This is a genomic window from Xanthomonas fragariae (assembly GCF_017603965.1).
In the GTDB taxonomy this organism is placed as follows: domain Bacteria; phylum Pseudomonadota; class Gammaproteobacteria; order Xanthomonadales; family Xanthomonadaceae; genus Xanthomonas; species Xanthomonas fragariae_A.
The window spans coordinates 4,053,913-4,076,171 of the sequence record NZ_CP071955.1; the positions used below are offsets into that span (position 1 = coordinate 4,053,913).

Sequence of the window (22,259 nt, forward strand, 5' to 3'; positions counted from 1 at the left end):
GAGCATCTGCAGCCTCCCTGTCGATGGACGTGCAGCCGCGTCATGTGCTGCTCACTTCAGTCGTCGAGTTCGGCCAGGCGTGCGCGCACGCTCTCAACATCGATGTGCTCACGCACATGCGGCCACTGCCGTGCCCACACCGAGCGAAACACGATCCACGCACCGAACACGCCCAGACAGGTAGAACCCAGGGCCAACACCAGCGGATGCAGCGGCGAGCCGTTGCCGGTCTGGAACAAATACATGAAAGCCCCGGAAAACAGCAGCCAAACACCAAACACCGGCCAGTTGCTGGCTAGCAGACTGGCATTGGGCCGCTCGATCTGCCGCAGCAACCGGGTCAGCGCTTTGCGTTCGTCATCGTCGCTGGCATTCATCGCATGGTCCGCTCCACGGGTTGATCGCCGTTTAGACGACGCGGCAGAACACGGCCTTCAAATAGCGCGACTCCTGCACGTGCGCCATGAACGGATGGTCCGGGCCGGCACCGGCCACTTTCAGGATCTGAATGGTACGCCCGGAGAAATACGACGCGCGCCGCAGCATGTCCAAAAACTCCTGCTCGGCCACCAGGCCGGTGCACGAGAAAGTGGCGAACAGGCCACCAGGCTTGACTACGCCCAGCGCCAGCTTGTTCATGTCCAGATACTTCTTCAGCGCCGGAATCACCTGCTCGCGGTCGCGCGTCATCTTGGCCGGGTCAAGGATCACCACATCGAACTGCTCACCGCGATTGGAGGCATCGCGCAGCCACGGAAAGATGTCGGCCTGTACGAACTTCGGACGCACGTTGTTGAGCTTGGCGTTGCCCTTGGCGATGGCGATCACGTCTTCGTCGATGTCCACGCCCAGCACCTCGGACGCACCGCGCGCGGCCGCATACATCGCAAAGCCGCCGGTGTTGCAACACAGGTCCAGCACGGTCTTGTCCTTGACCTGCTCGCTCAGCCATTGGCGGTTTTCGCGCTGATCGGCGAAGAACCCGGTCTTGTGCGCACCGGCCGGGTCGGCACGGAACTTGATGCCGTACTCGGTGATCACCGACGCTTCGGTGGTGGTGTTGCTGTGGAAATCGAAGCTTTCTTGTTTCTGCACATGTTCGTCGGCAAAGCTGTGGAAGCGGCAGCCCGGAAACTGTTCGCGCAGCGCCTCGTAGATCCATTCGCGATGGCGGAACATGCCGGCGGCAAAGAACTCCACCACCACCAGATCGCCGTAGCGGTCCACTACCAGGCCGGACAGGCCGTCGCCCTCGCTGTGCACTACGCGCCAAGCGTCGGACACCGCATCCAGGCTCAGCCAGTCGCGGCGCAGACTCACCGCCGCAGCGATCGTGCGCGAGAACCAGCCCGCATCCACCGGCACCGATCGATCGGTTTCCAGGATGCGCACAGCAATGCGCGAATGGCCGTTATAGAAGCCGCGGCCGATCCACTCCCCGTCCACGCCGACCACATCGACAATGGTGCCGGGTTTGGGTTTGGCGGCGGGCTTTTCCACCAGCTTCTGGAAGATCCACGGGTGGCTGGAGCGCCAGGCATTCTTGAGACGGACGACAGGGACTGGAGGATTCATTGGCCCATTGTATCCGGCTGAATTGACGTGCCTGCCCCAGGCACGCAGAATCGGACGCATAAGGGGAGTAGCTCACAGCGTTGTCGCCGTCATGACGAGCCCGCCACGTGCAGCGCTCCGGTGCAATGGCAACCGGTCCCATACCGGTTGTGAGCGAGACCTTCGCCGCGCAGGCGAAGTTCCGTCACCTGGAATCCATGATGTCCATGTCACAAGGCCTCAGCCCACCGGCTGTCCAGGTCGCTTTCACTTCGGGGATTCTTGATGCAAACCATTGGCAATGTCTGGTTATGGGGCGGGTTCGCGATCGTGGTGATCGTGGCGCTGTTGGTCGATCTGGTGCTGATGCGCCACGGCGGTGCCCACAAGGTCACCTTCAAGGAAGCCACCTGGTGGAGCATCGGCTGGGTGCTGCTGGCGCTGGCCTTCAACGCGGGCCTGTGGTGGTACCTGCAGTCCAGCGCCGGTGAGGCGGTGGCCAATCGCATCGGGCTGGAATTCCTGACCGGCTACCTGGTCGAAAAGTCACTGGCGGTCGACAACATCTTCGTCTTCCTGATGGTCATGACCTACTTCGGCGTGCCCGAAGAACAGCGCCAGCGCGTGCTGATCATCGGCGTACTGGGGGCAATCGTGCTGCGCGCGATCATGATCTTTGCAGGCTCGGTGCTGCTGACCAAGTTCCATTGGCTGCTGTACGTATTCGGCGCCTTCCTCCTACTGACCGGCATCAAGATGTGGTTCTCCGCCGGCAAGGAGCCGGATCTGGAATCCAACCCGGTGCTGCGCTGGATGCGCGGCCATCTGCGCCTGAGCCCGCAGTACGACGGCCATGCGCTGAGCGTGATCAAGGACGGCAAGCGATGGTTTACGCCGTTGTTCGTGGTGCTGATCCTGATTGCGGTGATCGATGTGATCTTCGCGGTGGACAGCATTCCGGCGATCTTCGCGATCACTACCGACCCGTTCATCGTACTGACCTCCAACGTGTTTGCGGTGCTGGGCCTGCGCGCGATGTTCTTCCTGCTGGCCGGCATGGCCGACCGCTTCCACCTGCTGCCGTACGGCCTTGCGGTGATCCTGGTGTTCATCGGCACCAAGATGATGATCATCGACATCTACAAGATCCCGGTGCTGGTCTCGCTGGCGGCGGTGATCGTGATCCTGGTTCTCACCATCGTGCTGAGCCTGCTGCGGCCGCCCAAGCCAGCCCGTCATTGACGAGCGGGATTAGGGAAGCTCTGAACAATTAGCCACGCCAGGCGGCGATGCGCTCCAGGGTGCCCATCACGCGGGCCGCCGGCAGGTTCAGGTCTACCTCGATGGCCAACGCTTCACGGCTGAAGTCGTCGATGATGTTGAACGTGCGAAAGTAGCGTCCGTCCCACAGCGTATCGGACATCAAATCGATCGACCAACCCGCGTCGAGCCGATCGCCGCACACCAGCGGCTGCGGATGCCGCCTCGGCACGCGGCCGTCGCAAATTTCGCTTGATCAGGCAGTACACGCGCCGTACCTTCCTGTGATTCCACGCCAGCCGCGCCGGCCAATGCACTGGAACAACCTCCCGAAGCCGCGCTCGGGAAAGCGTTCGACCAACTCCGATAGCACCGCGATCACTTCCTCGTCCCGGTCGGGCCGAGGCACGTCGCGCGCCGTGGAGCGCACCGTGGGTTTCCTTGGGGCTAGTGTGACCCGAGACCTCTGGTTATGCGTGGACTGATTTTAGGGGGAGGTGACAGGATGAGGCACGCCGCCGTTTCGCCAGCGGAGCGCAGGAATTGCCGCAGCCTCGGGCATGTTGGCAAGCGCGGGGGTGACGCGCGCAGCCTGGGGTTGTGTATGCTCGGGGGGTGGAAACCCTCTCACCCGCCGAGATTGTCGAGCAGATCGCCGAGTTGCGACGCGCCCACCGTGCGTTGGACGAAGAGATCCGGCGCGTGCCCGCGAACATGGAAGACGAGTTGCAGATGAAGCGCTTGAAGAAGCGCAAGCTGCATATCAAGGACTGTATTACGCGGCTGGAGATGGAGCTGGTGCCTGACGAGCCGGCTTGAGACTCTGTGTTCGGTGGCTTGGGTTCGCTTTGGGATAGCGCGAATCCAGGCACGGTTACAGGTAGTCTGGTCAGCCGGCGATGGGGGCAGGGGCGTGGTTCATCGCGACTGCCTGCTTGGGCCGAGGCACATCGCGTTGGTCGCTTCGACTGTATCCTCGCCCCAACCCCTCTCCCGGGGAAGAGAGGCTTTTCGCTGCCTTCTTGGCTCCATTCTGCCGCCTGGCTTGTCCTCAGCCCGCCCGCAGCAGGATCTTGCCGCGACGCCCGGGTTCAGCGCTTGCCGCTGCCGCTTTGTCCGCATCTTCCAGATCGAACACCGCTTCCACAGGCAAGGCCAGTCTGCCGTCGAGCGCGGCGTTCAGCAGTTCCCCGATCATGCGGCGCTTGTCCTCAGCTTGAGTGGCCTGCATGACCTTGCTGCCCCAGAAGCCGCGCACGGTGGCCTGCTTGAAGATCACATCGCCACTGGAAATTTCCAACGGTTCGCCGGTCATCGAGCCGAACGAGACCAACTCGCCACTTTCGGCAAGCAGGCCCAATAGATCGCTTGCCGCTTTGCCGGCGACCGAGTCGATCGCGCGCACGATCGGTGCATTGCCGGCCAGCGCGCGCACCTGGTCCTGCCAGCCACCCTGTGCGGTGGAGACCCCATTGCCGATACCAAAGACCTTCAATTCATCGACGCCGGCATCGCGACGCACGAGATTGATCACGTTGATACCGCGTGCGGCGGCGAACATGGCGACGGTTTTGCCGACGGCGCCATTGGCGGTGTTTTGCACGATCCAGTCACCTTTTTCGACGTGCAGGAATTCGATCAGCATCAATGCGCTCAACGGCATGGCGATCAATTGGCAGCCGCGATCGTCGTCCAGTGCGTCGGGCAGCGGGACGACGCCGTCTGCGGAGGCTAGGAAGTATTCCGCCCAGCTTTCATGCACGCCGGCTGCGACGACACGTTGGCCGACTGGCAGACCTACGACATCTCCGCCGAGTGCGTCGATCACGCCAGCTGCCTCGCTGCCGCCGATTGCGGGGAGTTCGGGCTTGTAGCCGTAGTTGCCGCGCACGGTCCACAGGTCATGGTTGTGCATCGGCGAACGTCGCATCGCGATGCGCACCTGGCCTTTGCCTGGCTGGGGCGTGGGTCGCTCGCCGAGTCCAAGCACCTTGGCGGGGTTGCCGAATTGGGCGTGGAGGGCTGCGCGCATGGGAATCTCCTGCCAAGCGCGCGTAGTGCGACGCGCCCGCTCATTGTGAAAGGTGGCGCGATGCTATCGGGTGGGCTGCAAGAAGCTGATGAAACGAACGAAACTGTTGTGTGAAGTTTGTGGCATTGGTGGAGTTCACGAGTAGTGAGGGTGATCTAGCGCAGAGCCTGTTGATGCGCGTGCTACCCGACCCTCATCCGCCCTTCGGTCCGTTTCTCCCCATGAAGGGGACCGAGGTCCCGGAAGGAGAAGGGAGCACCGGCCGCGTCTGCGCTTAACTGTATTGCCCCACCCCATCGCGTCGCCGCTTTACTCAGCCGGCGGCAACACCACATCCGGCTTCGCCGCTTACCGACTCGCTCATTCGATCGTATGCCGCAGCTCGCGCCCAAGAATGAACTTGTTGGCATCCTTCGCCCGCGCCGGACAAAACTATCTGCGCCATGATGCCGAGCGCATCGCCAGACGCCCGGTTCTTGCCGCCGACACCGCTGCCTAATCCTGCGGCTTGGCCGCTTCCTGCGACTTGGCCGCTTCTGGGCTGACACGTTCGATGGTGTGACGCAGCTCGCGGCCAAGAATGAACTTGGCATCTTTCGCCCACGCGTCCAGCCGCTCATCAAACATCAGCTTGCTGTTTTTGTCGGGCCACACCAGACGCAGCTCGCGCAATTTCTGGATGAAGCTGCGGAACAAGGTCTTGTCGAAGAACTCTGGGGCGGCCGGTGCGTACAACAAGCTCAGACGCTGCGCGGCCTGTTGGCACAGGCTTTCCAGTTCGCTGGCGCCGAGCATGCCAGGACCGTTCTTCACCAGCACCGAGATGGCGATGTAATAACGCTCGAAGGCCTGCTGCAACGAATGGCCGATCGCGCGCAAGCGGAATACCTCGTCGGTCTGCCCGGTGTTGCGTGCCAGGATGCCGCCGTCGTCGTCGGTGACGTTGAGCAGCAGGCCTTCGCGCACGAACATGTCGATGGTCTGTTCGATGCGTTCGGCAAAGCGATCTTCGCTCCACGGCAGAAACAACTCCGCCTGCAGGAACGGGTACACGGTGCGACCCAAACGCAGCAACCCGGCCCGGCTCATGCGACGGTTGTTCTGGAAGCAGCAGGCTACCCACGACGACGCGGTGAACAGGTGCAGCACATTGTTGCGGAAGTAGCTCAGCAACACCGCGGTGTCGCCGCTGACGCTCAGCACATCGCCCAACGGATGCGACACGCGCGTAAGTACGTTGATCTCTTCGGCGTGGGTGATGATGCGCGCCGGGGTATGCGGGGTGACGGTGACGCGGTCCGAATACGGCATCTCTGCCAGCAGCTTCTTGCACAACTCGATCTGTGCGATCAGGTCGACCTCGCCCATCGCGTGCTTGGGCGTGGATAGCAGCGCCAGTGCGAGCAGGTTGATCGGGTTGACGTCGGCGGCACAGTTGATGCGCGTCTGGATCTGCGTCGACAACGTGTCCACCGCTGGCGCCAGCCAGGTGGGTTTTTCATCGTCGGGCAGCGGTTGGCCGTCCCAATCCGGCGCGTGCTTGGCCAGCACATCGTTGAGCGCTATCGGCTCGCCGAAGTTCACCACCACCTGGCCGTAGTTCTGCTTAAGCACCTTGGGAATCGACCACAGCAGGCGCCAGATGGATTCTTTTTTTTTCGGGCGGCCGGTGAGTTCGTCGAGGTAGCTGTTGCCTTCCATTAGCTTCTCGTAGCCGATGTACACCGGCTGGAACAGCACCGGTTTGCGCGGCTGACGCAAATAAGCACGCAGCGTCATCGCGATCATGCCGCCCTTGGGTTGCAGCAGACGGCCGGTGCGCGAGCGCCCGCCTTCGACGAAGTATTCGATCGAATATCCACCGGCCACCAGTTGCGCAACGTATTCGCTGAGCACCGCCGAATACAGCGCGTTGCCGCGGATGCTGCGCCGGATGAAGAATGCACCGCCCTTACGCAGCAACGTGCCGACCACCGGCAGATTGAGGTTGATACCGGCCACGATGTGCGGCGGCACGATGCCGCGTTCGTACAACAGGTAGCTCAGCAGCAGGTAATCCATGTGGCTGCGGTGACTGGGCACATAGACCACTTCGTGCCCGGGCGCAGCCTGCTTGAGCTTGTCCAGGTGATGCACCAGCACGCCAGCGTAGATACGGTTCCACACATGGGTCAGCAGGAAGCTCGCCGAGCGCACCACTGGGCTGGAATAGTCGGCGGCGATTTCCCAAGCATAGGCATGCGCCTTGCGCCAGGCATCGACGTGCTTGCTGTTGTCGCGCTTGGCCTGGATGGTGATGGCCTCGCGCACCGAGTCGGCGGCAAGCACCTGATCCACCAGCAGCCGACGGGTGGATAGATCCGGGCCGATCACTGCCTCGCGAATGCGCCGGAAGTGCATGCGCAGCACCCGCTGCAACTTGCGCAAGGTGCGCTCGGGCGGCAACCCCTCGGCAACGATCTGACGCAACGAGATCGGCTGAGCGAAGCGCACGATGGTGGTGCGGCCGTTGAGCAGCACCGACAACAGCCGGCGGAAACGGCCGACCAGCGCCCAGTTTTCCGAGAACAGCACCGCAAACCAGCCGCTCTGCTTGTCCGGCGCGCGGCCGACGAAGATCGACACCGGTACCAGATGCACATCCAGTTCGTTGCGCACGCGGTGCGCCTGCAGCAGCTTGGCCAGCGAGTCGGAGTGGGTCTTGCCGCCACGCTGTTCGGGAATCAGCGAATTGCTGCTGCGCCGTGACAGGGCCAGGTAGGCACGCTTGCGCTCCAGCGGGTCACCCGGCAACGGCACCAGCGGTGACGGCAGGCCGACCTCACGGCAGGCTTTGTCCAGGATCAGCGCGTTGGACAGGCCGTAGTCTTCCAGCACATACACCACCGGGCTACCGTCGTCGTAGCGGCCGGGTTGGTCCGGTTCGATGGTCAGGCTCAGCCACGGGTCGGCCAGGCGGCCGAGCAGGCGCGCCCACCATGGGCGTTTGGCGTTGCGGCCGGCCGCCAGCACCGGCGCAGTAAGCGGCGGTGTGTCCAACGCCGACGGCGCGGCAGACAGCGCCACGGAGGTCGCACCGGGGTTGGCGGCTGCGCCAGCGCGGGGCGGGGCGGGCTGGCCGTTCGGGAACGGCAGGGGATTCTGTTCTGGCATCGCGGTCATTATCGCCCAGCTGGGCGTTGCCCGGTGTTGGCGGGCTTGGCGGGCGCAGCCGCCGGGGTGTCAGGCGTTGCAGCGGCGTCGGGTAAGGGCTGGGCCGGCGCGGCGCTGAGCAGCGCCTGCACCTCGTCCTGGTTCTGCTGCTGGTACCAGTGCCCGTCGCGCTTGATCAGGTCGACGGTCAGGTCGATGTCGTGCGCGGCCAGTAGATAGCGCAGCCGCACCTGGGCGCGGTCGCCGTCTTGCTTGATCAGGCCGGCGCGCAGCCCATCCAGGCTGTTGTCCAGCGACAGGTCGTAACGCTTCAGTACCTTCTTGCACGCTGACCAGAACGGCCCGAGCCGGCGCAGGCTCTCTTCCATGCCCAGCCGCTGCAGATCGGCGTCGGAACGGATGCCAGTGGCGCGGGCCGCGGCTACCAAGTCGGCGATGCTGGCCTTGGCGCGCGTGCGATCGGCCAACGGCGCGGTGGCGGCCCAGGCGCTCAGCGCGTCGACCAATTGCACGTAATGGGCACGCTGCTCAGGCCGGTAGTCGTTGCGGCTGCGCAGATACTGCACGCCGAACTGGCCCAGCGACTGCGCGGCCTGGGCGATGCCCTGCGCCTGCCCAGCCAGTTGCGCATCGAAGGACTGTTGCAGGTCGCGCTCGGCGCCCGGCGCCGACAACGATCCCAGTAACGCGCCGACCTCATTGGGCAGCGGCAGCTCGGTCAGTGGCCAGCGACTGGCACCGCTACGCCAGGCTATTTCCAGTTGGGCGTACTGCGCAGGCGTGACCCGGATCCGTGCATAGGCGACCAGATCGTTGCGCCGCAGCGGCAGCGTCATCGACTGCATCGCCGCGGCCGGCTCCGGCAATGCAGCCGCAGTGTCGTTGCGCTGGCAGCCGCTGACGCATAGCGCGGCCAGTAGCGCCCACACGATGGACTGGAACCGGCCTATGCAGGCGGTAGATAGCGACATGCGCACGATGTTCCCCCTAATTTATGGGCGCATCTTGCTGTCTGAATGCACCGGCGGCAAGGCATGGCCCGTCCACCCAGGTATGGCCGCAAGATGTTGAATTTTTTAGTTTCATGCACGTTGTCGACCAGTGTCCGACATTGACTGCTGTCGGCTCATCCGGACAAACGTTTCAGGAACAGTCGCTACAGCCCTTGTGCCGCTTGGGTTTAGCGTAATGGTGCGTCGCATCATGTAAGCGCTTGCAGTTCCTGCTAGCGTGCGCGCCATCTCGCACTGAGATCGCCATTGGTTGGGGCCGATGTCATTCATGTGCATGTGTGACACCAACGTTCTGCACCAGCCGACCGTGCGCCCCTACCCGGCGTATGGCGGCAACCGCGTTGTTTCGGTTGTTTCGCCATGAGTCGGCCACGCTCGGAAGGCGGTAGCGTCACCATCAAGGACGTCGCGCGCGAAGCGCAGGTGTCGGTGGCAACGGTCTCGCGCACCATGAACGGGCATCAGCACGTGGCCGAAGCGGTGCGCGAGCGCGTGCTGCAGGTCGCGCGCGCATTGCATTACATCCCGCATCATGCCGCGCGCAGCCTCAGCAGCCGCCGCACCCATACCATCGGTGTGGTGCTGCCGGATCTGCATGGCGAATTCTTTTCCGAGTTGATTCGCGGCATCGACCAGGTTGCGCGCGATCAGGGCTATCACTTGCTGGTGTCCAGCTCGCACGGCGATCCACAGGCGCAGCGCAAGGCGCTGGAGCGTTTGCCTGGGCGCGTGGATGGGGTGGTGGTGATGTCGCCCTCGCTAGGCGATTGCGGCATGCACGAAAACGCGCTGCCCGGCGGCCTGCCGGCGGTGCTGCTTAACTGCGCTGGCAGTGCCAGCCAGCGCCCGGTGCTCAACGTGGACAACTACGGCGGCGCGCGGGTGATGACACGCCATCTGCGCGAAAGCGGCCATCGCCGCATCGCCTTCATCGCCGGGCCGGCCGACAACTCCGATGCGCACGAGCGTCTGCGCGGTTATCGCGACGAGCTGGCGCTGGATGCCGACGCACAGCCGTGGGTGCTGCCGGGCAACTTCGACGAACAATCCGGCTACCGCGCCGGCCAGGCATTGGCTCGCGACGCGCACCCGGACGCGGTGTTCGCCGCCAACGACATGATGGCGCTGGGCTGTTTGTTCGGGCTCGGCCATGCCGGGCTGAAGGTGCCGCACGGCATCGCATTGGCCGGCTTCGACGACGTGCCGATGGCGCGTTACGTGCTGCCCGCGTTGACCACCATGCGGGTGGATATCGCCGGCTTGGGCGCGCGTGCAGTGCGGTTGCTGCTGGGTCAGCAACTGGTCGATGCGCCTGCGCCACCAGCCGATGCCGCACCGCCTGCGTTTTCCGAGATGGTGCCTGAGCTGATCGTGCGCGCGTCCAGTGCGCCGCGTGCTGCGCCTCCGACCTGAGGATCGCGCCTGCCACTGGCTGATTTTGTGTTTCTTGCCGTCCCTGCGGTTATTGCCAGCCTTTCCCGTTGCACCACACCAGGCACCAACCTCGACGCGCCAGTCACTCCACTGGTTCACGCTTTACCCCTGGGAGGGGGGAAGTCATGAAGAATCGCCGCACCGTCTCCATCCTGCCGACGCGTAGCCTGTCGTGCTGCGCCCTGGCCGCCGCGTTGTTCGCCACCGTTCCGGCCATGGCCCAGTCCAGCAACGCTACGTTGCGCGGCCAGGTCGCTTCCGCGCAGAGCGGCAGCGAGGTCGTCGTCACCAACCTCGCCACCGGCTCGATGCGACGCGCCCCGGTCAACGCAAACGGCAACTACACCATCGTCGGTTTGCAGCCGGGCACCTACAAGGTCGAATCCAACGGCGTCAGCCGCACGGTGACCCTGTCGGTGGCCTCCAGCGCCACTGTCGATCTCGGCACGGAGCCAGCGGCAGCGCCAGCCGGTGATGCGACTACGCTGGAGACGGTGACGGTCAGAGCGCCGATGATTGGGGAGGTGAAGACGTCGGAAGTGGGTAACACCATTACCGCGCGGCAGATTCAGCAGTTACCACAGGCCACCCGTAACTTTCTGGAATTTGCCGACACCGTGCCGGGCATGGTGTTTCAGGTGGACGGCAACGGCAACACCAAGCTGCGCGGCGGTGCGTCTAACGCCAGCGCCGGCAATTTATACATCGACGGCGTGGGCCAGAAGAGCTATGTGCGCAGCGGCGGCGTTGCCGGTCAGAGCGATACGCAGGGCAATCCGTTCCCGCAGCTAGCCATCGGCGAGTACAAAGTCATCACATCCAACTACAAGGCCGAGTACGGCCAGATCAGTGGCGCGGCGATCACCGCGGCGACCAAATCCGGCACCAACGAGCTGCACGGTGAAGCGTTCTACCGCTACACCGATCAGGATCTGCGCGACAAGCGCCCTGATGAAAAAGAAGGCGGCAAGATCGATTCGCAGACCAAGGAATACGGTTTTGCGTTGGGCGGGCCGATCATCCAGGACCGTATGCACTTCTTCGTCGCCTACGAAGGCAAGGAGAACCTCGCACCCAAGAGCGTGCAGCCAAGTGCGGAGGCAGGCGCGTTCATCGATCAGCTGCCCTCCGATCTGGCCAGCCAGTACGGGCCGGCCAACATGCCGTTCGAAGAAGACCTGTTCTTCGGCAAGATCGATTTCGAACCCACCGACCGCGATCGCATCGAGCTGAGCACGATTTATCGCGACGAAACCCAGACAGCGAATGTCGGCGGCACCAACACGCTTGCGCAGGCCACCGACAAGATCAACCAGGACAAGCGCACCAACCTGCGTTGGCAGCACAGTGCCGACAACTGGTTCAACGAGGTCATCGTCGGTACCGAGAATTCGGAGAACAACCCGACCCCGCGTACGCTCGGCAACGGCATCGTCTATACCTATTTCCAACCGCGTTCCGGCTCCACCGATATCGATGAGCGCACTCTCCTGATCACCGGCTCGGCTGGCGGCCTCAATGTGCAGCGCAAGAGTCAGAGGGGCTGGTTTATCCAGAACGATCTGACCTTCACCAGCTTTCAGTGGCATGGCGAGCACACCATCAAGATGGGTGTCAGCTACAAGGACATCGAGCTGACCTCGCAGGATGCGGCTGCGGTGAATCCGCAATTCAGCTATCGCGTCAACAGTGGCAGCGTGGAAGCCACGCCGTATCGCGTGGACTTCATTGCGCCCTATACCACCGCTGGCCAGCGCGCCACTGTGGTGTCGCCGTCCAGGCAGTACGGAATCTATCTGCAGGACGACTGGGCGGCCACCGACAAGCTTATGATCAACATCGGTGTGCGCTGGGATTACGAAGACACACCGGCCTACACCAACTTCGTCACCTCGCAAGACTTCGTCAACGCGCTGTATGCCGAGGATCCGGACAATCCCGGCCAGCCGTGGGCCAATCGTCTTGTGCCCAGTGGCATCAACGTTGCCGATTACATCAGCACCGGCAATAACCGCAATAATTTCAAGGACGCCTGGGCGCCGCGCTTCGGCTTCTCGTATGACTTCTTCGGCGATGAAACCACAGTGCTGCATGGCGGCGCGGCGCGCTCGTACGATCGCAACCTGTTCGAGCAGTTAGCGTTGGAAACCAGCAAGTCGGCGTTGTCGCCGGTCGCTGTTTACTTCGAAAATCCGGTCACCAACACCTGTTATCGCAGTGACCGCATCTGTGTTGCATTCGACCCGCGCTACCTCAACGGCATCGATCAGCTCAACACCATTCCCGGTGTCGTTGGCAGCGCCGAGTTGTTTATGTTCAACAACAAACTCAAGACGCCGTACAGCGACCAGTACAGCATCGGCATCACCAATCAGGTGGGCGAGTGGTTGACGGATGCGACCTTCCAGCGCGTGCTGAGTTACGACGGTTTTGCGATGGGCTTGATCAATCGTTATCCCGATGGCGCGTACTTCCAGAATGGCGACGTGCCGTGGGGCGAGCCTGTTCCGGGCTACCAGAACACCATTGTGGGCACCAATGGTCTGGAACAGCGCAACAGCCAGGTGCTGCTCTCGGCCGACAAGCCGTATACCAAGCAATCCGGTTGGGGTCTGACGCTGTCCTACACCCATACCAGCGCGCGCCAGAATCGAAACATCGATGAGCCGTACGGCTTCGACAAGGCAACCATCCGCGACTATCCGTTCGTCAAATCCGACGCGGTGGCTGCGCATCGTTTCGTCGCCTCCGGCTCGATCGACGGCCCGTGGGATGTCACCTTCGGTGCCAAGCTGGTGTTGGCCACGCCCGAGCCGATCAACACGATCGCCTGCTTCGGCTTCACCGATCCCGATGGTGCAACCTGCCAGCAAGTGGGCGTCACGCCGCCAGGTAGCGGCAAGTTCCTGATCGGTGGCGATATCTGGGGCTACCGCACGGTGGACTTCCAGGCTACCAAGGAATTCACCATCGCCGGCGACTTCAAGATGTCGGCGCGCGTGAACCTGCTCAACGCTTTCGACTTCAAAAACTACAGCGCTTACGCGTACAACGGCTTCGGCAGCAACGGTCAGTTCGATCCAGACATCGCGATCAACACCACTGGCGAAATCAACTACGTGCCGCGCACACTGACCTTCGAGCTCGGCGCCAAGTTCTGATTGGCCTACAAGGCCTTCAATAACCTGCTCGGCATCGATGAAGCCGCGTTCGTGCGGCAGACACAGGGCAGCTTCAAACTCGGCATCGAGTTTGTCGACTGGCAGCGTCTGGGTACCGCGTACATGCATGGGTTCGGCACGCAGATCGGCCATCCGCTTAGGCTGTTGCCGTTCCATCAGTAGTGGATCAAGCAGCACGCGCGTGGCAAAGCGCAGCCGCTGGGTGCCTACACGCTCAATAGTCATCCCTGAAAAACCGACTCAAGCACCAATCTCCAGCGGTAATCGGTACACAGCGCTCAAGGCTTGCCATCCCATCCCCCGATCCAAGCACGCAAAAACGCGATCCAGCGCATCAGCCAACGCAGGGTGTAGCCGGCGGCGCAGCCGAGCACGTGTAGCGCATCGCCTTGGGCGCCTTTGAGCGTGCAACGACGCAACCGGCAGTCTTCTTTCAAATGTCCGATCACTGGTTCCACTGCTTGACGTCGTTTGATCCAGCGCCATTGTCGTCGCGTCAGGGTCTTGGCCTTGCCTCGATGCAACACTTGCACGCCATCGACCTCGCGGCCGCGATAGCCCAGATCCACGATCGCCACCGTTGGCTTGACGTTCAAATCCTGCAGCAATCCACGCGTCTGCTCCAATTGCTCGGCCAAGGTATCCCCGTCGTACGGGGTGCCCGGAAAACTGCGCGCGCACGATCAAGCCCTTGCAGGCGCTCACCGCACTACCGACCTTGACGCCGAATGCGTACGGCTGACGCGCTTTGCCCTTGCCTCTGCATTCCACTTCCGGTTCCGGCGCATGCAGCGTAGCGAAAACTGGTCGTTCTGGCACGCCTGTGCGGCCTATAAAGCGTTGCGGTGATTGGGTGTTGATGGTTTTTCAGGGGTGACTCAATACGCTGGCCGCCGCGCGTGGCAAGTTCATGACCTCCGCCGACGATGTGCCGGCCAATGCGCCGCTGGCCAACATCGCATACGCGTATCAATGCGATGCCACGCAGCACGCGCGCTCTTCCGTGGGCTGTTGATCGAGCAGGCGCCGCACACCGGCTACCACGCCTTCACCCATTGGCTGCCGTGTGATCGCGCACTGGCGGTGCCGTGCGAAAACGTCGGCCTGCCCACGCCGTGGCTCTCGATTGCCTCGCAAAAAAAGGATCGGGCACAAGGCCCGATCCCGTCGAAAACCGGGACAAGCCCGGTGGACAATGCGTGGCACAGCTTCCGACTGACCTCGGACGAGGGGCATCGTACGTAGACTTCAACGTTAAGGCAATACTTTAATTCTATTGATTTAACTTCTTGATTTTGCCGGGCTGAGCACGGGCCATGCGCGCGTCAGTGATGTCTCATCAGCACTGATGCTGCCCCGTCGTCGCCCGAATCTCTGCCTGAATCGCCGCCGCCGCCGCTGCCGGATCGGCGGCAAGGCGGATCGGGCGACCGACCACAATGGCGTCGGCGCCGTCGTTGAAGGCCTGCGCCACACCGACAGTGCGCTGCTGGTCGTCGCCGACCGGGCCGCCGGGGCGGATACCGGGGCAGACGATCGAAAACGCGCGACCGGTGGCGCGGCGGATCGGGCCGGCTTCCTGGCCGGAGGCGATCACCCCGTCGATGCCTGCGGCCTGTGAGGCCAGCGCGCGCTCCACCACCACCTCGACCGGCTCGCGGTCGATGCCCATTGCGGCCAAGTCAGGCCGGCCCATCGAGGTCAGCACGGTGACCGCCAGCAGACGCATGTCGCCGTGATTGGCCTCGACCGCCGCCTGCAGCATGCCGGCGTGCCAGGCGTGGATGGTGCAATAACTCACCGGCCACTGCGCCAGGCGGCGGATGGTGCCGGCCACGGTGGCGGGGATGTCGAAGAACTTCAGGTCGACGAACACGCGCTTGTCGCGCTTGGCCAGCGCATCGAGCACGTGGAAATACTCGCCCGACGCCAATAGCTCCATGCCGATCTTGTAGAACGACACCGACTCGCCCAGGCGGTCGACCCAAGCGATCGCCTCGTCATGGCTGGGCACATCCAACGCGAAGATCAGCCGCTCGTGCGCGGCCAGTGGCAACGGTACGCGGCTCATCGGGCCACCTCCAGCGCGACGCGGTAGGTCTGCTCGGCCACGGCGCGATATTCCTCCGAGCGCTGCATCCACGACACAGCGTTGAGGTTGTCGTCGCCGGCTGGTGCGGTGGTGGCTACGGGGGATGTGGCGGTCTTGTCCGCAGTTGCGGATACGGCAGCAGACTGCACAGGTTCCTTATCGCTGGGCTTGCAGGCGCTCAATGCGAGCGCGGTGCAGGCGAGCAGGGGCAACGGTGCGTAAAGCGGCATGGCATCCACCAGAACAGGAGCGGCTAATGAAGTCCGCGATTTTAGCGGGTTCGCACCGCACCGCCCGCTCTTGCTGACGGCAGTGCCATTGGCACTGGCGGATGCGCACGAATGGCGGGATGGTCGCTGCGGGGTTTGGGGACCGTTGCCGACTGCTGTCTCTGCCTGTCCCTTACATGCGCAGGCCCACAGTCCCGGTGCAGCGCGGCTCTTCCATGCAGATATCGTAGAAAAGCCGCGCCACCTGATCGCGCCATCTGAAGAATGCCGACACCGGATCGGCATATCCTTGCGAGTCCTTGCGAGCTGATTGCCCCGGAGTCACCCATGCCAGAGACCTCGCACCCGCCCGTCCTCGATACCGCCCAAGCCCGCGTACTCGGCTGCCTGATCGAAAAAGAAGCCATCACGCCGGATGCGTATCCGCTCACGGTCAACGCCACGCAGGTTGCCGCCAACCAGAAGACCGCACGCGAGCCGGTGCTGAATCTGGAGATCGGCATGGTGCATCACGCCCTGCGTCAGCTCGAAACAATGGGACTGGTGCGCCAGCAGTTTTCCTCGCGCGCCGAGCGTTACGAACACCGGTTGGGCAGCATGCTGGATCTGACCCGGCAACAAGTCGCCCTGATCGGCCTGCTGCTGTTGCGTGGTCCGCAGACGCTGGGCGAGTTGTATGCGCGCAGCGAACGGCTGGCGCGCTTCAACGATGCCGACGACGTCCGTCATCATCTGGACCGCTTGATCCAGCGCACCCTGGCGATACAGCTACCGCGCGCCAGCAGCCAGCGCGAAGAGCGCTATGCGCATCTGCTCAGTGGCGAGCTGGATATGGAAGCGTTACAGGCCGCAGCGGCGCGCGCTGCACCGAGTGCTCGCAATAGCGCCGATAGCAGCGAGCTCGAGGCACGCGTGCAAAGCCTGGAGGCCACCGTTGCCGAACTGCAGGATGCGCTCGCTGCGGTGCAGGCACGGCTGGAAGCGACCGGCGCCTGATCGCCGTCGTATTCTCGTAGATGTCCAGGTCACTTTACCGCCTGAGAGGAACTAATGGACCGACCGGCCAAGATGCTACGCGCACGGTGCATCGTGAGTGCGTGCTAGCCCACTAAGAGTGGCTAACAAAACGTAGCGCGCAGTGGCCAGGTGCGGGCGGGCGGCGCGGAGCAACCGCAGTAAGGTTAGGAGTGGTACATGCCGATTCCGAGCACCGGCCGCGCCCGCCTGGCGGTGAGCGCAGTCGTTTTGTTAGCCGCTATTAATCGAACAACGCCTGGATCGCCGCCAAGCCCGCGCTGGCGCGCTCTTTCTTGCGCTCGGCATCGGCCACCGGGTCGGCGCCATCGCGCTGCAGTTCTTCGGCCGGAATCTCGTCGAAGAACCGGCTCGGCTTAAGCCGCACATGCTCGCCGAACTTGCGCGTCAACTTGCTATGGCTCATCCACAGCCGCTCCTTGGCGCGAGTGATACCCACGTAGAGCAGGCGGCGCTCTTCCTGCAGATTGCCTTCTTCCAGGCTCACTTCGTGCGGCAGCACGCCGTCTTCGCAGCCGACGATGAACACATAGCGGAACTCCAGCCCTTTGGACGCATGCATGGTCATCATGCGCACCTGGTTGCCTCCATCGTCTTTGTCGTTGCGCGACAGCAACGCCAGCTGCGCGGCCAGATCGCTGGCGCTGGCGCCATGTGGGCCGCCCTCGAACCACTCGGCCAATTCGTCCAGATTGCGTTTGCGCCGCTGGAATCCGGTTTCGTCCTTGGATTGATTACGCAGATCGTTGAGCAGGCCGGATTTGTCGGCCAGCATGCGTACCAATTCGCCGGCCGACATCGTGGCCGAGTGCTGACGCATGTCGCACAGGATATCGGTGAACGCGCTCAAGCCATTGGCCGCACGTGGCGGCAGATGCTGCAATGCGCCCATCGATTCGGCCGCGCGCGACATCGGCACCGACTTCGCACTGGCAAGCTCGGCCAAGCGCGCCAGTGAGGTCGCACCGACTTCGCGCTTAGGCGACTGCACCGCACGCAAGAACGCCGCGTCATCGTCCGGGTTGACGATCAACCGCAACCACGACAACAGATCCTTGACCTCTTGCCGTTCCAGGAACGCGGTGCCGCCGGTCAAGTGATACGGAACCCGTAGCAGCTGCAGCGCTTTCTCCAACGGCCGCGATTGAAAATTGCCGCGGAACAGGATGCAGAAGTCGCTCCACGGCACCTGCTTGGCAGTGCCCAGAAATGAAATCTCGGCGGCAACCTTTTCCGCCTCGTGCTCGCTGTCACGGCATTCCCACACGCGGATACGTTCACCGTCGGCCTGATCGCTCCACAGCGTTTTCAAATGCTCGTGGGGGTTATGCGCGATCAATGCGTTGGCCGCACGCAACACGCGGTTGGAACAGCGGTAGTTCTGCTCCAGCTTGATGATTTTCAGCGCCGGATAATCGCACCCCATCTGCTGCAGGTTTTCCGGATTGGCGCCGCGCCAGGCATAGATGCTCTGGTCGTCGTCGCCCACACAGGTAAAGTTGCCGCGCGGCCCGGCCAGCATCTTCAATAGGCGGTACTGCGCATCGTTGGTGTCCTGGCACTCGTCCACCAGCAAATAACCGACGCGCTCGCGCCAGCCCATGACGATCTCTTCGTTGGCTTCCAGAATCTGCACCGGCAGGCGGATCAGATCGTCGAAGTCCACCGCGTTGAAGGTGGTCAGCCGCGCTTGGTAGCGCTCGTACAGGCTGGCCGCTTCTTTTTCGCGATTTCTGCGTGCAGCCGCCATCGCCTGTTCGGGCGACAGTCCGGCGTTCTTGGCGCGCGAGATCAGGTTTTTGGCGTCTTCGATCGCATCGGGCTTGGCGCCGTGCATCAAGTCCTTGATCTGGGCGGCGGCATCGTCCGAATCGAAGATCGAAAAGCCGCGTTTCAAACCCGCAGCGGCATGCTCGATCTGCAGGAACTTCAAGCCCAGCGCATGGAAGGTGCAGATAGTCAGGCCATCGGCGCCGTCGCCACGGATGCGCTTGGCCACACGCTCGCGCATTTCCTTGGCCGACTTGTTGGTGAAGGTAATCGCGGCAATGCGCTTGGCCGGATAGCGGCCGATGGCGATCAGATGCGCGATCTTTTCCACGATCACACGCGTCTTGCCGCTGCCGGCACCGGCCAACACCAACAAGGGACCTTCGCAGTGCAGCACTGCGGCGCGTTGCGGGGGATTGAGACCGTGCATAGGGGTTTCCAGCAGAGCGGGCCATTGTACCGGCGCTGCGTCGGGCAAGCGGCGCGGCTGGTTCATGCAACGGGCCGCCACCGGACGCCACTTGGCCCGGTAAAATCGCTCGATGGCCAAGCTCTATTTCTACTATTCGGCAATGAATGCCGGCAAGACCACCCTCTTGCTGCAATCGGCGCATAACTACCGCGAACGCGGCATGCGCACACTGATCCTAACGCCCAAGCTCGATCACCGCGCCGGCACTGGCGTGGTCGCTTCGCGGATCGGCCTGCGCGCGGATGGGCACCCGTTTGATCGCGACACCGAGTTGCAGCAGCTCATCGGGCGCGACATCCAGGCCGAGGGCGCGCTGCATTGCGTGCTGGTCGACGAGGCGCAATTCCTCATCCGCGCACAGGTCTGGCAACTGAGCGAGGTGGTCGACCGTCTGCGCATTCCGGTGCTGTGCTACGGCCTGCGCACCGACTTCCGCGGCGAGCTGTTCGAAGGCAGCCAGTTCCTGCTGGCCTGGGCCGATGAGCTGGACGAGATCAAGACCATCTGTCACAGCGGCAGCAAGGCCACCATGACCGTCCGCGTGGATGCGCAAGGGCACGCCATGCGGGACGGCCCTCAGGTGGAGATCGGTGGCAACGAGCGCTATGTGTCGGTCAGCCGCGCCGAATTCAAGAAGATCATGCGCGGCCAAGGCCGCATCGACCCGCTGCAGATCGCGTTGCCGCTGCCGCCTGTACAGGCGTGATCCATTGGGTAGGCGCTGCTGCAATCGCACCATCGGCGCGGAAAAAGCGTTCGTCGCCATCCTGTGTGCGACTGTATTGCGTACATCGGCAGCTGCGTACCAACCGCCTCGCACGCGTCTTCGCCATCGTGGTGATGCGCATGTTCGGTGTGGATTGCCATCGCCAGCGCGGTTACCGCTTTGCTGCAGCGTCCAAAGAGTCTAGCGACAGGCAGCGGCATCATGCTGGGCGCAAGCTGCATCCGCCAAACATTCCTCGACATGCAGATGTCAGCATTCCAGTGATTGGCAACCTCGAATCGACGAGGCCAACACACGCCTCGGCCATTAAACCAAGACCACCGATCGCCCAGCAAGACAGGCCGTTTCGATGACACGCATCGCCCGCAAACTGCCAGCTATACGCGCCACACGCATCGCTAAGCCCAAGTGGGCATGCGTTTTCCCGCCACATTCCTGAGGCAGGCCAATAGGCGTAGTGGCCTGCGTGCGGCCGCGCATGCAGCTGGTCGATCACTCGACGCCGGCCTGAGTCAGCCAAACCGAGGCGTCAGGCAACCGTTGCGAAGTTGCCGGGCGACTGCAATCGGTGCTCGCACTGTCTATGGACCGATTTCCGCACCCCTAGACAATCGGACGCGGCGTCAGGCCGCCGCGTCGCAGATCTGCGCTCAGTAAATCTTGCGCTCGCTCATCGGCGGCGGCGTCCACTGGTATAGCCAGGTTTCGGTGAGCGGCTTGCCGTTGGCGCGCAGGTACAGACGGATATCGATCTGCTGGGTGCTGTCATCCGGCGGCACTAGGTCGAACATCGCCCGATAACCCTTGAGCTCGCGCAACGGACGCACCGACACGATCTCGGTGGTGCCGCGCGAGACCTGCAGCACCGTCTCGACTTTGGCCTTGGACTCCTTGACCAGCGCAGCCAGTTCGCCACCAGCAAAATCCACCGCAAACCGCCAGGAAAAATGGCTGCGCTTCTTCCCGACGATGCCGCCCAAGCCGGTACGCGTGGCCACGCAATGCGCCAACGGCGAGCTGGCCGGCGGATGAGCGCCCCAATACAATCGATAGCCCATCAGCAGCTCTTGCCCTGCCTGCGGCTTTGCCTGCAAATTCCAGAACGCCACGATGTTGTCGACGGTCTCGTCCACAGTGGGAATCTCGACTAGCTGTACCGAGCCCTTGCCCCAGCCACTCTTGGGTTCCACCCACAGGCATGGGCGCTTCTCGTAGAACACGCCATCGTCCTGGTAATGGTCGAAGTTGCGGTCGCGCTGCAGCAGCCCGAACCCGCGTGGGTTCTCATCGACGAACATATTGAAGCGCAGATTCGCTGGATTGCACAGCGGCCGCCAGATCCATTCGCCGTCGCCGGTCCACATCGCCAGGCCGTCGGTGTCGTGAATCTCCGGGCGCCAGTCCCAATCCATGCGACTGTCGTTTTCGCCCACCTGATACATGCTGGTACACGGTCCAATGCCGAGCCGCTCGATGGTCTTGCGCGGATACAGCGCGCTATCGATGTCCATCACCAGCACCTCGCCATTGGTAATGGCAAACCGATATGCGCCGGCGACGCTGGGCGAGTCGAGTAGGCCGTAAACCACCACGGTGTCCGACTCGTCAGCAGGCTGTTCCAGATAATAGGCGATAAAGTCCGGAAACTCTTCCGGCCCACCGGTGCCGGTATCGATCGCCAACCCGCGTGCCGATTGCCCGTACTGGCCCTCCTTGCCTACGGCACGGAAATAGCTCGCTCCCAGAAACGCCGAGAAATCGCGATCGGTGTCCTTGCGTGAGTTGAGTCGAAAGCCGGCAAACCCAAGATCTTTGGGCAACTGCGTGCCATCCAGCCCGCTGCTGCCGTAGTCGAACGCGGTCGGGTCGTACGCCAGCTGCTGCGCCTTGCCATCGACGACGTCGTAGATGTCCACCGGGGTATGAAAAAACAGCCCCAGATGGAAGAACTTCGCTTGGAACTTGCCATTGCCGCCGGCCCACAATGCATGGTCCTGGCGGTAGCGGATTGACTGATACTGATCCCAGTTCAAGGCCTCCAGCGGTCCTGGCAGCACCTGCTTATGGCTCTTGTACGGCGCTTTCCCCAGTTCGCGCGCCTGACCCTTGAGCCAAGCATAGTCGAACGGCTGCGGCTGCCCAAGCCGACGCAGCCCACCTGCCTTTGCCGCCAATGCCCATTGCGGCAACGCCGGCAAACCGAGCGCGACCAATGCAGCCGCGGCATTCTCCAGAAAGTGGCGTCGTTGCATGCGCATCGATCTAATCTAAGGGATGAGCTACATCATAGCCACAGCCCGGCATA

Annotated in this window: 14 protein-coding genes, 1 other RNA gene and 5 pseudogenes; 8 read left to right on the plus strand and 12 right to left on the minus strand. The window is 62.9% G+C overall.

The genetic code is table 11. The features are described from left to right. Window positions 1-56: 56 nt before the first annotated feature. Window positions 57-377: a hypothetical protein gene (locus J5I97_RS19360; protein WP_208588235.1), complete on the minus strand. Its 321-nt coding sequence runs from the start codon at window positions 375-377 to the stop codon at window positions 57-59. Window positions 378-408: 31 nt separating this feature from the next. Beyond that, window positions 409-1,575: a class I SAM-dependent rRNA methyltransferase gene (locus tag J5I97_RS19365; RefSeq protein ID WP_208588236.1), complete on the minus strand. Its 1,167-nt coding sequence runs from the start codon at window positions 1,573-1,575 to the stop codon at window positions 409-411. 264 nt (window positions 1,576-1,839) lie between these two features. On the opposite strand from J5I97_RS19365, the gene J5I97_RS19370 reads away from it, so the two are divergent. Then, complete coding sequence (locus tag J5I97_RS19370) at window positions 1,840-2,796, plus strand: TerC family protein (protein ID WP_208588237.1); 957 nt, start codon at window positions 1,840-1,842, stop codon at window positions 2,794-2,796. A 31-nt stretch (window positions 2,797-2,827) separates the two neighbouring features. Here the strand turns inward: J5I97_RS19370 and J5I97_RS19375 are convergent. Next, window positions 2,828-3,241 (minus strand): annotated as a pseudogene (locus J5I97_RS19375) (IS3 family transposase); the annotation flags it as partial. Between the two features lie 188 nt (window positions 3,242-3,429). Between J5I97_RS19375 and J5I97_RS19380 the strand changes: the two are divergent. Beyond that, window positions 3,430-3,633, plus strand: a complete 204-nt coding sequence (locus J5I97_RS19380) for a YdcH family protein (RefSeq protein WP_208588238.1) — start codon at window positions 3,430-3,432, stop codon at window positions 3,631-3,633. A 232-nt stretch (window positions 3,634-3,865) separates the two neighbouring features. Here the strand turns inward: J5I97_RS19380 and J5I97_RS19385 are convergent, their stop codons facing one another. From J5I97_RS19385 to J5I97_RS19395, 3 genes are all read right to left on the minus strand, one after another. Beyond that, window positions 3,866-4,846 (minus strand): zinc-binding dehydrogenase, encoded by a 981-nt coding sequence (locus J5I97_RS19385; protein WP_208588239.1) that lies wholly within the window; start codon window positions 4,844-4,846, stop codon window positions 3,866-3,868. A 495-nt stretch (window positions 4,847-5,341) separates the two neighbouring features. Further along, on the minus strand, window positions 5,342-8,008 hold the full coding sequence (plsB, locus tag J5I97_RS19390) for a glycerol-3-phosphate 1-O-acyltransferase PlsB (RefSeq protein WP_208588242.1): 2,667 nt from the start codon (window positions 8,006-8,008) through the stop codon (window positions 5,342-5,344). Beyond that, on the minus strand, window positions 8,008-8,970 hold the full coding sequence (locus J5I97_RS19395) for a hypothetical protein (protein WP_208588243.1): 963 nt from the start codon (window positions 8,968-8,970) through the stop codon (window positions 8,008-8,010). The genes plsB and J5I97_RS19395 overlap by 1 nt, the downstream gene beginning before the upstream one ends. 402 nt (window positions 8,971-9,372) lie before the next feature. Between J5I97_RS19395 and J5I97_RS19400 the strand changes: the two genes are divergently transcribed. From J5I97_RS19400 to J5I97_RS19410, 3 genes and pseudogenes are all read left to right on the plus strand, one after another. Beyond that, a complete protein-coding gene (locus J5I97_RS19400; protein WP_208588244.1) occupies window positions 9,373-10,425 on the plus strand; it encodes a LacI family DNA-binding transcriptional regulator in 1,053 nt (350 codons plus the stop codon). Window positions 10,426-10,571: 146 nt separating this feature from the next. Further along, window positions 10,572-13,607 (plus strand): TonB-dependent receptor domain-containing protein, encoded by a 3,036-nt coding sequence (locus J5I97_RS19405; RefSeq protein WP_208588246.1) that lies wholly within the window; start codon window positions 10,572-10,574, stop codon window positions 13,605-13,607. Between the two features lie 9 nt (window positions 13,608-13,616). After that, window positions 13,617-13,850: pseudogene (locus tag J5I97_RS19410) on the plus strand (tryptophan 7-halogenase); the annotation flags it as partial. A gap of 80 nt (window positions 13,851-13,930) precedes the next feature. Here the strand turns inward: J5I97_RS19410 and J5I97_RS19415 are convergent. Next, window positions 13,931-14,420, minus strand: a pseudogene (locus tag J5I97_RS19415) (transposase); the annotation flags it as partial. An 85-nt stretch (window positions 14,421-14,505) separates the two neighbouring features. On the opposite strand from J5I97_RS19415, the pseudogene J5I97_RS19420 reads away from it, so the two are divergent. Beyond that, window positions 14,506-14,858 (plus strand): annotated as a pseudogene (locus tag J5I97_RS19420) (tryptophan 7-halogenase); the annotation flags it as partial. Window positions 14,859-14,967: 109 nt separating this feature from the next. Here the strand turns inward: J5I97_RS19420 and pyrF are convergent. Next, on the minus strand, window positions 14,968-15,699 hold the full coding sequence (pyrF, locus tag J5I97_RS19425; protein WP_208588248.1) for an orotidine-5'-phosphate decarboxylase: 732 nt from the start codon (window positions 15,697-15,699) through the stop codon (window positions 14,968-14,970). Between the two features lie 8 nt (window positions 15,700-15,707). Then, window positions 15,708-15,959 (minus strand): annotated as a pseudogene (locus J5I97_RS19430) (5'-nucleotidase, lipoprotein e(P4) family); the annotation flags it as partial. A 318-nt stretch (window positions 15,960-16,277) separates the two neighbouring features. Between J5I97_RS19430 and J5I97_RS19435 the strand changes: the two are divergent. Beyond that, entirely contained in the window at window positions 16,278-16,946 is a 669-nt protein-coding gene (locus J5I97_RS19435) for a YceH family protein (RefSeq protein WP_208588250.1), read from the plus strand. 120 nt (window positions 16,947-17,066) lie between these two features. Here J5I97_RS19435 and J5I97_RS19440 read toward each other — a convergent pair. Next, a non-coding RNA gene (locus tag J5I97_RS19440) (sX9 sRNA) lies at window positions 17,067-17,146 on the minus strand. Between the two features lie 62 nt (window positions 17,147-17,208). Next, window positions 17,209-19,185: a DNA helicase Rep gene (gene rep, locus J5I97_RS19445; RefSeq protein ID WP_208591838.1), complete on the minus strand. Its 1,977-nt coding sequence runs from the start codon at window positions 19,183-19,185 to the stop codon at window positions 17,209-17,211. 112 nt (window positions 19,186-19,297) lie between these two features. On the opposite strand from rep, the gene J5I97_RS19450 reads away from it, so the two are divergent. Then, window positions 19,298-19,933: a thymidine kinase gene (locus tag J5I97_RS19450; protein WP_208588252.1), complete on the plus strand. Its 636-nt coding sequence runs from the start codon at window positions 19,298-19,300 to the stop codon at window positions 19,931-19,933. Window positions 19,934-20,604: 671 nt separating this feature from the next. Here J5I97_RS19450 and J5I97_RS19455 read toward each other — a convergent pair. Then, window positions 20,605-22,206 (minus strand): glucan biosynthesis protein D, encoded by a 1,602-nt coding sequence (locus tag J5I97_RS19455; protein WP_208588254.1) that lies wholly within the window; start codon window positions 22,204-22,206, stop codon window positions 20,605-20,607. Between the last annotated feature and the right edge of the window lie 53 nt (window positions 22,207-22,259).

Coding starts and splice junctions, on each gene's coding strand:
- J5I97_RS19360 (WP_208588235.1), bottom strand. CDS start 377: ATGAATGCCAGCGACGATGACGAACGCAAAGCGCTGACCCGGTTGCTG.
- J5I97_RS19365 (WP_208588236.1), bottom strand. CDS start 1,575: ATGAATCCTCCAGTCCCTGTCGTCCGTCTCAAGAATGCCTGGCGCTCC.
- J5I97_RS19370 (WP_208588237.1), top strand. CDS start 1,840: ATGCAAACCATTGGCAATGTCTGGTTATGGGGCGGGTTCGCGATCGTG.
- J5I97_RS19385 (WP_208588239.1), bottom strand. CDS start 4,846: ATGCGCGCAGCCCTCCACGCCCAATTCGGCAACCCCGCCAAGGTGCTT.
- plsB (WP_208588242.1), bottom strand. CDS start 8,008: ATGACCGCGATGCCAGAACAGAATCCCCTGCCGTTCCCGAACGGCCAG.
- J5I97_RS19395 (WP_208588243.1), bottom strand. CDS start 8,970: ATGTCGCTATCTACCGCCTGCATAGGCCGGTTCCAGTCCATCGTGTGG.
- J5I97_RS19400 (WP_208588244.1), top strand. CDS start 9,373: ATGAGTCGGCCACGCTCGGAAGGCGGTAGCGTCACCATCAAGGACGTC.
- J5I97_RS19405 (WP_208588246.1), top strand. CDS start 10,572: ATGAAGAATCGCCGCACCGTCTCCATCCTGCCGACGCGTAGCCTGTCG.
- pyrF (WP_208588248.1), bottom strand. CDS start 15,699: ATGAGCCGCGTACCGTTGCCACTGGCCGCGCACGAGCGGCTGATCTTC.
- J5I97_RS19435 (WP_208588250.1), top strand. CDS start 16,278: ATGCCAGAGACCTCGCACCCGCCCGTCCTCGATACCGCCCAAGCCCGC.
- rep (WP_208591838.1), bottom strand. CDS start 19,185: ATGCACGGTCTCAATCCCCCGCAACGCGCCGCAGTGCTGCACTGCGAA.
- J5I97_RS19450 (WP_208588252.1), top strand. CDS start 19,298: ATGGCCAAGCTCTATTTCTACTATTCGGCAATGAATGCCGGCAAGACC.
- J5I97_RS19455 (WP_208588254.1), bottom strand. CDS start 22,206: ATGCAACGACGCCACTTTCTGGAGAATGCCGCGGCTGCATTGGTCGCG.